Genomic DNA, 12,179 nt, shown 5'->3' with positions numbered 1-12,179 from the left:
CCGCCGGGCCGCGCCGGCCCGGCGGTCAGGCGACGCCACCGAGCTTCGCGTACGTCTCTGCGGCGTTCTCCTTCGTGACGCGCATCGTGTCGAGGGTGGTGGTACGCGGGACGTCCTCGGCGCAGTCGACCAGGATCCGGCGGGCCAGGTCGACGGCCTCCCGGCCGCCCGTGGCGTACTGGAAGGTGGCCGCCAGCCGGCCCTGCTCGACGGCCTTGATGCCGCCCGACGGCACCGGCAGGGCGTCGATGCCGGTGAACTTCACCTTCGTGTGCAGCCCGGCCGCCTTCGCGGCCAGGTACGCGCCCTCGGCCATCGGGTCGTTGTGGGCGTAGACGGCGGCGGCGTCGGGGTGGGCCTTGAGCAGCGCGTCGGCCGCCGACTGGCCCTTCTCCCGCAGCCAGTCCCCGGGCTGGGAGGCGACGACGTCGATCTTCGGGTTGGCCGCGATGCCCTCCCGGAAGCCCTGGGCGCGTTCGGCCGCCGGCGTGGAGCCGGGCAGTCCGGCGATCTCGATGACCTTGCCGCCGGCGGGCAGCAGCGTGGTGGCGTAGAACTCGCCGGCCGCCCTGCCGATGGCGACGTTGTCCCCGCCGATGAAGGCCGTGTACGCCTCGCCCTCCACCTTGCGGTCGAGCACGATCACCGGGACCCCCCGGTCGTACGCCTTGCGCACCACCGCGGTCAGCGGCTTGGCCTCGTTCGGCGAGATGACCAGCAGGTCGATCTTCTGGGTGAGGAAGTTCTCCACGTCGGCGACCTGCTTGCTGTTGTCCTGCGCCGCGTCGGCGACCACCACGGTGAACCCGGGGACGGACCTCGCCGCCGTCTGCACGTCGTTGTTCATGACCTGCCGGTAGGGCTCGGCGTTGTTGGCCTGCGACATGCCGATGAGGAAGTCCTTGCCGGCGCCGCACTTCGCGGCCGTGGCGTCGCCGCCGTCGGACGGCTTCTCCACGCTGCACGCGGTGGAGGTGACGAGCGCGCCGGTGCACAGCAGCGCGAGAAGGACGGTACGGGTGCGCATGATGACGCTCCTTGTTCGGTGGCGGTTCAGACGATGCTGCGGCGGAGCTTCTGCAACCCGGCGGCGGCCACGATCACCAGCCCCTTGATCAGCAGCTGCACGTTGGCGTCGATGTTGTTGAGCGCGAGGATGTTGTTGAGGATGCCGAGCAGCAGCGCCCCGGCGAGGGTGCCGCCCATCGAGCCGGTACCCCCGGCGAGGCTGGTGCCGCCGATGACCACGGCGGCGATGGCGTCGAGTTCGTAGCCGGCGCCGTCGTTGGGGCTGCCCTGGTTGAGCTGTCCGGCGTGGATGATGCCGGCCACGGCGGCGAGCAGGCCCGCGATGGCGAAGACCGCGACCTTGACCCGCAGCACGGGCACGCCCGAGAGCCGGGCGGCCTTCTCGTTGCCGCCGATGGCGTAGACGTGGCGGGCGAACGCGGTCTTGCGCAGCACGACGATCGCGGCCACCCCGATGCCGATGAACAGCACCGCCGGGACGGGCAGCACCCCGTTGATCGTGCCGTTGAGGATCTCGAACGCCGGGGGCGCCTCCTGCGGGCCGTCGCCGTAGGCGATGGGGATGCCGAGCCCGCCCGACCAGATGCGGGCGAGGCCGCGCGCGACCTGGAGTCCCGCGAGGGTGACGATGAACGACTGGATGCCGAGCCGGGCCGTCGCGTAGCCCTGCAACGCGCCGAAGAGGGCGCCGATCAGCAGCACGACGGTGACCGCGGGCAGGATGCCGAGCCCGGAGTCGACCATCAGCGTCGCGGTGCCGACGGCGGAGAGGCCGAGGATGGCGCCGACGGAGAGGTCGATGCCGCCGAGCAGGACGACGAACGTCATGCCGATGGCGATGATCCCGATCTCGGACACCGCGCGGACGATGTTGCCGAGGTTCTCCGTGGACAGGAAGAGGATCTCCCCGTCGCGGCGGGGCGAGACGGCGATGGCCAGCACGAACACCAGCAGCAGCGCGAAGAGGCTCTGCACGGCGAAGAGCCGCTCGACGAGGTCGCCCCGGCCGCCGCTCCGGCGCCACCGGCCGGCGCCGGCCGCCGGGTCGCCGCCGGCGGGCGCCAGCGGCGTGCCGGACCCCTGGTCGGGTGCGCGCAGGTGGGTCATCGGTCGTCCCTTCCGGCGGCCGTGCCGCCCATGGCCGCGGTCAGGATGTCCTCGCCGGTGCACCCGTCGGCCGCGAGGTCCGCGACGGCCCGTCCGCGCCGCAGGACCACGATCCGGTCGCAGACGCCGGTCAGCTCGGGCAGCTCCGACGAGGCGAGCAGGATGCCCATCCCGTCGTCGGCGAGCCGCCGTAGCAGCCGGTAGATCTCCGCCTTGGCGCCGACGTCGACGCCCCGGGTCGGCTCGTCGAGCAGCAGCAGGCGGGGGCGGGTGAGCAGGTGCCGGGCGAAGACGACCTTCTGCTGGTTGCCGCCGGAGAGCGAGCCGACGGGCGCGGCGGCCGACGACGTCTTGATCGCCAGGGCGGCGACCTGCTGGCGCACCGCGTCGCGCTCGCGTCCGGCGCGGACGACTCCGGCGGTGCTGACCCGGCGCAGGGCGGCCAGCACGATGCTGCGGCCGACGGGGTGCTCGAGCACCAGGGCGGAGCGGCGGCGGTCCTCCGGCACGAAGCCGACGCCGGCGCGCAGGGCGGCGCGGGGGCCGCGCGGGGCGTACGGGCGGCCGGCCAGCCGGACCTGGCCGCTGCGGCGACCGGGCGGGCCGGCGCCGTACAGGGTCTCCAGCAGTTCGGTGCGGCCCGCCCCCATTAGGCCGGCCAGGCCGACGATCTCCCCGGCGCGGACGGTCAGGCTGACGCCGGCGGGCTCGCAGCGCCCGGGCCGGGTGCCCCGGGGCCGTACGGCGAGGTCGTCGACCTCCAGCACCGGGGGCCCCGCGGGGCGGGCGGGCCCGGCGGATCCCGCGCTGAACAGCGCCTCGGCGGGGCGACCGACCATCAGCGTGATGATCCGCTGCCGGTCGGCGCGGTCCGGGCGCAGCGTGCCGGCCACCTCGCCGTTGCGCAGGACGGTGGCCCGGTCGGCGATGTGCTCGATCTCCTCGAGGCGGTGGGAGATGTAGACGACGGCCACGCCGCGCTCGCGCAGCGCGCGGATGGTGGACATCAGCCGCCGCACCTCGGCGTCGGCGAGCGCGGCGGTCGGCTCGTCCATGACGAGGACGCGGGCGTCGAGGGAGAGCGCCTTGGCGATCTCGACGAGTTGCTGCTCGCCGACGCGCAGCGAACCGACGGGCCGGCGCGGGTCGATCTGGGCGCCGAGCGGGCCCAGCCACTCCCGGGCGGCGCGGGTCATCGCCCGCCGGTCGAGCGTCCGCAGCCGGGTGCGCGGTTCCCGGCCGAGCACCAGGTTCTCGGCCACGGAGAGCGCTGGCACCAGGTCGAGTTCCTGGTGGATCGTGGCGATGCCGGCGGCCTGGGCGGCGGCCGGGCCGGTGAAGCGCGCGGGCCGGCCGCCGATCGAGATCTCCCCGTCGTGGTCGGTGACGACGCCGGAGAGGACGTTGATCAGGGTGGACTTCCCGGCCCCGTTCTCCCCCAGCAGGGCGTGGACCTCGCCGGCGCGCAGGGTGAGGTCCACGCCGCGCAGGGCGTGGACGCCGCCGAAGCGCTTGGTGATGCCGGACATGGCGACGATCACCTGGTCGCTCACGCGGGCCTCCGGGAGAGATCGGAAATCGATTTCTGGCAACATAGGCGGGCATCGAAGTGATGTCAACGCCCCCGGTGCGGGCCGGGCCGTCACCCCACCGCCCGGCCCGCACCGGCGGCCCCTCAGGGCACCGCGTTGACCGCCGCGTGCACGGTCTCGGCGAACGCGGTGTCCCGCCCCACCCCGCTGGCGGCGAACCGCCACGTCCCGCCCGGGTACGCCCCCGGCGGCCACGCGGTGCCCCCGTTGCGCCACAGCGGCTGCCAGGCCGCCATCGCGTGGCCGGCGTCGTACCAGGTGTTGTCGCCGCGCCACGCCGAGGCCCAGCGGTGGGCGGTCACGAGGGACAGACTCGCCCCGGAGGTCATCGACCAGGTCGGCATCCCCGACACGTCCCCCGTCGACCGGGCCGCGACGGCGGGATCCCCGACCGCCGGCAGGGCGCCGTCGACGTTGAACGCCACCTCCCACACCGGCGCCGTCGTCGGGCCGGTCACCGACCAGGTGACGTCGCTCTGCAGCGCCGGCCCGGTCCAGCGGGGCGCCACGGTCAGCAGCCAGTCGGCGGTGACCGGCTCGTCGCCCATCCGCATGCCGACCAGGTTGATCCGGGAACCGTCGGCGGAGACGTCCACCCTCGCCGGCGGGCCCGCCCGGTCCGTGACGTCGAAGCGGCCGACCGCCAGGTACGGTCCGGTGCCCCGGTGCGACGAGTCCAACGCCGGCCGGTACGCCCCCGCGCCGGCCGGGTCGACCGCCAGGGACGCGATCCGGGTGTGCGGCCAGGTGCGCACGTCGGCGCGCAGGAAGCCGGTGCTCACCTGGTAGCCCCGGGCGACGACCCCGGTCGACCAGGTTAGCGGGGCGAGCCACAGCCCGCCCTGGCCCCAGCCGGCGTGGCTCAGGTACCAGTTCTCCCCGTCGACCACGACCTCGGCGGCGTGCGCGTCGAGCACGGTCACCTTCTCCGCCCCCTCGAAACGCAGGGGGTCGCGGCTGCGGTAGACGGCGGTGCGCCGGTACGCCGCGCCGTAGTCGGTGCCGTCGCAGCAGACGAAGAGGTACCACCAGTCCCCCCGGCGCACCACGAACGGCGACTCCGTCTGCCCGGCGGCCCGGCCGGTGTGCGGCGACGCGTACGCCACGCCCCGGCCGCTCCACGTCCGCAGGTCGGTGCTGGTGCGGTACGCGACCACGTGGTTGCCGCCCTGCGGGTTCGAGGTCGCCGTGTAGTACATGACCCAGCGGTCGCCGACCCGGGTCACCATCGGGTCGCGTGCCTCCCAGCCGTCGGTGAACAGCGGGTTTGCCGGGCTGCGGGTCCAGGTGAACAGGTCGGTCGAGGTGGCCAGGTGCATCCGGTAGTTCGCGTAGTCGGGGCTGCCGGCCGCGTAGAACATGTAGTAGGTGCCCTGGTCGTGGACGACGTGAGGCGCCCAGATCCACTGTTCGCCCCTCGACGGGTCGGCCGTCAACGCCGGTCGTTGCTTCGTCCACGGGCCCGTGGGGGTGGGCGCCGTGGCGTGGCCGAAGCTCTTCTCGTCCTGCGGCGCGCCGGGCTCGGCGTGGGCGATGGCGAAGGCGTGCCACAGCCCGGTCCGCTGGTCGCGCACGATCGTGTGGTCGTTGTAGTACCACGCCGTCGGCTCCCCCACGCCCGGGTCGTAGACCCGGGTCAGCGGCCCCCGCGCCGGCGTCTCGGCCACCGTCTCGTACGCCGTCGTGGTGACCGCCGCCAGCGGGCCGACGCGGCGCAGGGTGAGCGTGTCCAGGCCCGCGAAGAACCCCGTCGAGGAGGCGGAGCGGCCGGTCACCGTCACCGTCAGCCGGTGGCTGCCGGCGGCGAGCGAGGCCGATCCCAGCGGTACGGCCTCGACGCGCCGCACGGTCGGGGCGTAGCCGTCGAAGAGCTGGCCGACGGCCACCCCGTCGACGGCGAAGCGCAGCGTGCCGTAGTCGGCGGCGCGGGTGAGCACGGCGCCGATGTCGTACTGCCCGGCCGGCACCGGCGGCAGCGCCACGGTGACCGAGTCCCCCGCCCGGGCGGCACGCAGCCAGAGCTGGCGGCCGGCCGACCAGGCGACCCCGCAGCAGTTGGCCTGCGCCTCGACCGGGGCGGTCGAGGAGGTCACCGTCAGCGACTCCGCCTCCGCTCGGACGACGTCCTCGGCGGCGGCCGGCGCGGCCGGGACGGCCAGCAGGGCGGCGCCGAGCAGGAGCACCGCGAGCATCCTGGGCGCGCGCATCACGACACGCTCGGGCGGGGCAGGTCGGTGCCGGGCGCGAACTGGTCGTGCCACCTGACGCCCGCGCCGAATCCGCCGCCGGTCGACAGCGCCACGTACGCGTCCGCACTGGTTCCCCGCGTGTACGTCACGAGGTCCGCCCTTCCGTCGCCGTTGAAGTCGCCGATGCCGGGCAGCTCGTCGCCCACCGCGAACCAGTCGTGCCACCTGCCGGCCTGCGCGACGAAGCGCGTGCCGTCGGAGAGCGCCACGAACACGTCGCCGGCGGTGCCCCGGGTGAACGTCACCACGTCGTCGCGCCCGTCGCCGTCGACGTCGCCCAGCGCCGGCAGCTGGTCGCCGAGCGCGAGCGAGTCGTGCCACTTCCAGCCGTCCTCGACGAACCGCGTCCCGTCGGAGCGGGAGACGAACACGTCGCCGGTGGCGCCCCGGGTGAACGTCACGATGTCGTCGCGCCCGTCGCCGTCGACGTCGCCCACCGCCGGCAACTCGTCGCCGAGCGCGAAGTGGTCGTGCCACTTGACGCCGGGGCCGAAGCCGCTGCCGGTCGACAGCGCCACGTACACGTCGGCGGCGGCGCCCCGGGTGAAGGTGATGATGTCGGTGCGCCCGTCGCCGTTGACGTCGCCGACGGCGGGAATCTCCGCACCCGTGGCGAAGAAGTCGTGCCACCTGACCCCGGCGGCGTACGTCGTGCCGGTGGAGAGCCCCACGTAGACGTCGGCGCTGTCGCCCCGCGTGAAGGTGATGACGTCGGCCCGCCCGTCGCCGTCGACGTCGCCGGTGAACGGGATCTCCTCGCCGACGGCGAAGAAGTCGTTCCACCTCCGGCCGTCCGGCACGAACCGGGTGCCGTCCGACACCGACGTGGTCACGTCGGCGGTGGCGCCCCGGGTGAACGCGACGGCGTCGTCGCGACGGTCGCCGTTGGCGTCGCTGGTGTTGCGGGTGCGGGTGGTGGCCGACACCTCGGCCGAGGGCGCGGAGGCGTTGCCGGCGCCGTCGACCGCGACGATGCGGTAGTGGCGGGTCTGTCCGGCCGGCAGCGGGCCGTGCCGGAAGGTGGTCGTCCGGGTCGTGCCGACCAGGTTGGCGGGGGTGGTCGCGACGTTGGGGTTGCGCGAGGCGTAGACCCGGTAGCCGGCGACGCCCACGTCGTCCGGCGACGCCGACCAGGACAGGCCGAGGGCGTGCACCCGACCGCCGGCCAGACCGAGCCCGGCGACCGCGCCCGGCGACGTGACGTCGAGGAACGGGGGAACCATGCTGTCGGCCTCGTAGCGGGCCGCCGTCCAGGCCGGTGCGCCGGCCGCCGGGGTGAGGGTGAGGGTGACCGCCGAGCGGCCGGCGGTCAGCGCGGCCGGGAGGACGAACTCGTCGGCCAGCCAGCGCTGCCGGTCGTTGCCCAGCGGCTGCCGCCACACGCCGGCCGGGCGGCCGTCGACCGACACGGCGACCTGCTGGTACGCGCCCGTCTGGTCGCCGTGCCGGCGCAGCCGTACGCCCTGGTTGGCGGGGTCCACGGCGAGCCGGAAGCTGGCGGCGCCGCCGGTGGCGCGTACCTGGCCGGCGACGGGAGCGTTGTCGTCGTCGCCCTCGTACGCGGTGGTCAGCGGATACTGGGTCCCGGAGTCGGTGTAGGCGTGCCCGGCGCGGCTGGCGGCGTCGCCGGTGACCAGCGTGTCGGTGCGGCGCAGGGCGACGGTCGGCTGGGTGTAGAGGAAGGCGGTCGAGGCGTAGTTCGCCGGCATGTCGTTGGCGGGGCCGTGCTCGATGCCGAAACGCAGCGCCGTGGCGTAGGGCACCGCGTCGCCGATCATCAGCCGGTACATGGCGTCGCACTCGTCGACGCAGCCGCCGGAGCGGAACTGGTGGGCGGTGTTGCCGGTGAAGACGCCGCTGTACTCCCCCCGGTTGAAGTACCACCCGGACTCGTAGAAGTCCTCGGTGCCGGTGCCGTAGATCTGCGGCGTGGGCGAGCCGTCGACGTGGACGCGCTCGTCGCCCTCCAGGTAGTTGCGGGTGTTGCCGCCGACGATGTGGCCGCGGGCGGTCTGGGACACTCCGACGAACCGTCCCCGGCCGGACTGCTCGGCGACGATCCAGTCGTCGCCCCCGGCCGTCTCCGCGCGGCGGGACTGGGTGGTGAAGTAGCCGGCGGCGCCGTCGTGGGCGAGGGCGCGGGTCCAGGCGGCGCCCGGCGCGGTGGTCACCTCCGCCTGGACGCCGGCGACGGGGGCGCCGGTGGTGTTGGCGACCGAGATCGTCACGGTGGAGCGGAAGGGCATCGGCCACCAGGCGCTGTACCAGCCGCCGGGTGCGGAGTCCATGGCGAACATCAGCGAGCGTACGGAGCGCTCGCCGAGCCCGGCGCCGAAGAACTCGCCCACGGGGCTGTCGACGGTGGCGCGCCCGTCGAAGGTGATCCGCAGCCGCAGGCCCGACAGCGTCGGCGCGGTGGCGGCGGCGTCGGGCAGCCGCAGCCGCAGCGCCGTGACCGCGGCGGGGCCGGTGAGCGTGGCGAGTGTCGACTGCCCACCCGCCGGGACGTCGACCCGGGCGGCCCTGGTGCTCGCGCCCGGCTGGCTCGGCTTCGGGTCGCGCTGGCCGGCGGCGCGCAGCTTCTCGACCACGTCGGCGGCGGGGTCGGCGGGGTCGAACCTGGACACTCCGACCGCGTCGGCGAACGTGCGGTAGGTGACGTGGTGGAACAGCGGGTTGAACTGGGTGGTGATCCGCATGGACTCGCGGTACGGCATGGGAACCTTGACGGTGACCCCGCCGGAGGTCTGGTCGGCGTTGGTGACCAGCGGCCACACGAACGGGGCGCCGAGACCGCCGTCGACGAGGCGTTGGAGGCTGGTGTCGACCACCGTGACGCCGTCGAGCTCGACGCGGATCCAGCCGGTGGCGCTGACGTTGCCGTCGTCGCGGGTGAACCAGATCGACTGCACCTCGCCGGCTCCGTGGTCCTCGGCGATGACGCAGCCGCCGGCCTGGCGCAGGCACGAGTAGGTGCCGACGAAGCCGTCGTCGTTGGAGCCGTCCCGGGCGAAGCTGGAGAACTGCCGGGTGCGGCTGCCGGCCGCCAGCTCGGGCAGCCGGTCGAGGCGGCGGTAGACGTCCCAGCCGACCGGGCCCTTGTCGTCGGCGACGGCGAGCGCCGCGACACCGCGCGGGGCCGGGGCGGGCTCGGCGGCGTGCGCCGCCGTCGGGGGGATCATGGTCGCCAGCGCCGCGGCCAGAGCCAGCCAGCGGCGGAGGTGGGGCTTCATGGATGTCCCTCCAGGTTGACCGTCGGAGCCGCGAGAAATCGATTGCTCGGGAGTTAACCGGGGGGCATCGCGAGATGTCAATACTTTACCGGCACCGCTCAGTTGCCGAAGGAAGATTCCAGGGCGCATTGACAGCCGTCGGGGTCCTGGCGATACTCCTCGGCAATCGATTTCCCACCGACGGGGAGGTGTCGACGCGGCGACGCACCCGTCAGCCCCGGCGGCCCTCCTGGCGGCGGCGCGCCTTTGTGGCGGAACCGCTCGCCGCGCCGCTGACACCCCTCAGAGGAGCATCGTGAGACGTACTCCCCTCGCCCTGCTGGTCGGCCTCTGCACCGCGCTGGCGTCGGTCGTGGCGACCGCGCCGGCGCAGGCCGACGCCCCGATCGGCACGCTGGCCTGCACCTCCATCCCCGCCAACCACGACCCCGCGATCAGCGTGATCGTCTACCGGGTCGCCCGCGCCCACAACGTCAACGACAAGGTCATGCTGTCCGCGTTCGAGGCCGGCTGGGTCGAGTCGCACATGAACAACCTGCCGTGCGGCGACAAGTCCTCGCTCGGGGTGTTCCAGCAGCGGTGGGACTACGGCTGGGGCACGCCGGAGCAGATCATGGACCCGGTCTACGCCACCACCCAGTACGTCACCCGCGCGATCGTCTGCGACCGCAACAACCCCCGCTACAGCGCCGGCCAGGTCGCCCAGTGCGTGCAGCGCTCCGGCTTCCCCGACCGCTACGACCAGGTGGCGGCGAAGGCGCGGACCCTGCTCGACGAGGCGGCACGGACCCACGCCATCGCCGGCGGGTCCGCCACCGACGTCAGCGGCGACGGGCGCGACGACATCGTCAGCTTCACCCAGAACGCCCTCGCCGACGTCTACGTGAGCACCTCCACGGGCGCCGGCTTCGCCGGGACCTCGGTGAAGTGGAACGACTTCTTCTCCATCGGCGGCGAGACCGCCTCGACCGGCGACGTCAACGGCGACGGCCGCGACGACGTCGTCACCTTCGCGCACGGCAACACCGGCGACGTGTACGTGGCGCTGTCGAACGGCACCAGCTTCGGCGGCGGCCAGAAGTGGCACGACTGGTTCGCCCCCGGCGCGGAGATCGGCGCGGTCGGCGACGTCAACGGCGACGGACGCGCCGACATCGTCGCCTTCACCCACAACGCGGCCGGCGACGTCTACGTGGCGCTGTCCACCGGGTCATCGTTCGCCGGCACCGCCGTGAAGTGGCACGAGTACTTCTCCATCGCCGGCGAGTACCCGGCCCTGGGCGACGTCAACGGCGACGGACGCGACGACATCATCACCTTCACCCAGGGCCCCGCCACCGCCTCCGACGTCATCGTCGCCCTCTCCACCGGCAGCGCCTTCGGCGCGCCCCAGAAGTGGCACGACCTGTTCGCCGTCGGCACCGAACTCCCCCGCGTCGGCGACATCAACGGCGACGGACGCGACGACATCGTCACCTTCACCTGCAACACCAACGCCGACGTCTACGCCGCCACCTCCACCGGCACATCATTCGCCGGCACCACCGTCAAATGGCACGACTTCTTCTGCCTCGCCGGCGAATTCCCCTACCTCGCCGACGCCAACGGCGACGGCAAGGACGACATCGTCGTCTTCACCAAGGGCACCACCAACGACGTCCACGTCGCGCTCTCCACCGGCACCACCTTCAACCCCAGCGCCAAGTGGCACGACTTCTTCGGCCTCAACGGCGAGACCACCCTGTGACCCGCGGACGGGAGACCACCATGAGACCCGACAGACTCTCCTGGCGCGGGGGTGCCGCCGTCGTCCTCGCGGCGGCGCTGCTGAGCCCCGTCGCGCCGGCCGCCGCTTCGCCGGCCGGGTCGGCCGGTCCGCTGGAGGCGGCCTTCACCCGGGCGGCCGGCGAGTTCGACGTACCCAGGGACCTGCTGGTCGCCGTCGGCTACGGCGAGACCCGGCTCGACGGACACGAGGGGCAGCCCAGCCAGGCCAACGGCTACGGCGTCATGCACCTGGTCAGCAACCCCCGCCAGCGCACGCTGGAACGGGCGGCCGAACTGACCGGGCAACCGGTGGCCGCCCTGAAGTCGGTGACCTCGGCCAACATCAGGGGCGGCGCGGCCCTCCTGCGGGACATCGCCGACGCCGAGCGGCTCACGGCCGCCGACCGGGACCGGATCTCCGCCTGGTACCCGGTGGTCGCGCGGTACGCGCACGCCGCCGACGACGCGACGGCCCGCCTGTACGCCGACCACGTCTACGACCTCCTCCGGGCCGGCATCGGCGCGCCCTCCGTGCGGGTCACGCCCCAGCGGGTGCAGCCGGAACTCGGCCGGTACGCCCGCGTCGTCCCCGCCGGGGCGGCGGCACCGGGCACCCTCGCCGCGGCGGTGCCCGAGTACGCGCCGGCCCGGTGGATCTCGGCGTACGGCGGCAACTACGCGGTGGGTCGCTCCTCGCGGATCACCACTGTCGTGGTGCACGTGACCCAGGGCTCGTACGCCGGCACGGTGAGCTGGTTCCAGAACCCGTCGGCGGGAGTGAGCGCCCACTACGTGGTGAAGTCGAGCAACGGCGAGATCACCCAGATGGTGCGCGAGGGCGACACCGCCTACCACGCGCGGTCGGCCAACCCGTACTCGGTGGGCATCGAGCACGAGGGCTTCGTCGACAACCCGAGCTGGTTCACCGAGTCCATGTACCGCTCGTCGGCCGCACTGACCCGCTACCTCTGCGACAAGTACGGCCTGCCGAAGAACCGTACCGCGATCAAGGGGCACCACGAGCTGCCGGGCAACGACCACACCGACCCGGGCCCGCACTGGAACTGGAACCACTACATCTCCCTGGTCAACGCGGGTGGCGGGTCCGGTGGCCGGTATCTGGCGGGTTCGCCCACGGACTTCACCGGCGACGGACGCGACGACATCGTCACCTTCACCCACGGCACCCTCAACGACGTCTA

At 73.6% G+C, this 12,179-nt stretch carries 7 protein-coding genes; 2 read left to right on the top strand and 5 right to left on the bottom strand.

The window, feature by feature from the left end:
• Positions 1-25: 25 nt before the first annotated feature.
• The 5 genes from EV374_RS19530 to EV374_RS19510 all read right to left on the bottom strand — a co-directional run bounded on the left by EV374_RS19530 (position 26) and on the right by EV374_RS19510 (position 9,210).
• Positions 26-1,027, bottom strand: coding sequence for a substrate-binding domain-containing protein (locus EV374_RS19530; RefSeq protein WP_132237415.1), 1,002 nt, complete (start codon positions 1,025-1,027; stop codon positions 26-28).
• A gap of 26 nt (positions 1,028-1,053) precedes the next feature.
• Positions 1,054-2,136, bottom strand: a complete 1,083-nt coding sequence (locus tag EV374_RS19525; protein WP_486485851.1) for an ABC transporter permease — start codon at positions 2,134-2,136, stop codon at positions 1,054-1,056.
• On the bottom strand, positions 2,133-3,689 hold the full coding sequence (locus tag EV374_RS19520; RefSeq protein ID WP_486485850.1) for a sugar ABC transporter ATP-binding protein: 1,557 nt from the start codon (positions 3,687-3,689) through the stop codon (positions 2,133-2,135). Before EV374_RS19520 ends, EV374_RS19525 begins: the two co-directional genes overlap by 4 nt.
• Before the next feature lie 122 nt (positions 3,690-3,811).
• Positions 3,812-5,935: a family 43 glycosylhydrolase gene (locus tag EV374_RS19515; RefSeq protein WP_132237411.1), complete on the bottom strand. Its 2,124-nt coding sequence runs from the start codon at positions 5,933-5,935 to the stop codon at positions 3,812-3,814.
• Positions 5,935-9,210 (bottom strand): DUF2961 domain-containing protein, encoded by a 3,276-nt coding sequence (locus tag EV374_RS19510; protein ID WP_132237409.1) that lies wholly within the window; start codon positions 9,208-9,210, stop codon positions 5,935-5,937. Before EV374_RS19510 ends, EV374_RS19515 begins: the two co-directional genes overlap by 1 nt.
• Before the next feature lie 295 nt (positions 9,211-9,505).
• On the opposite strand from EV374_RS19510, the gene EV374_RS19505 reads away from it, so the two are divergent.
• Positions 9,506-10,957 carry an FG-GAP repeat domain-containing protein gene (locus EV374_RS19505; RefSeq protein ID WP_132237407.1) on the top strand — a complete coding sequence of 484 codons (1,452 nt, stop codon included), beginning with the start codon at positions 9,506-9,508 and terminating at the stop codon, positions 10,955-10,957.
• A gap of 20 nt (positions 10,958-10,977) precedes the next feature.
• The coding region (locus EV374_RS19500; RefSeq protein ID WP_132237405.1) for an N-acetylmuramoyl-L-alanine amidase at positions 10,978-12,179 on the top strand (1,202 nt) is incomplete at its 3' end.

It is taken from the genome of Micromonospora sp. CNZ303, assembly GCF_004345505.1.
Note: the sequence above shows the minus strand (reverse complement) of the source record. Positions and strands in the feature narration are given on the sequence as shown.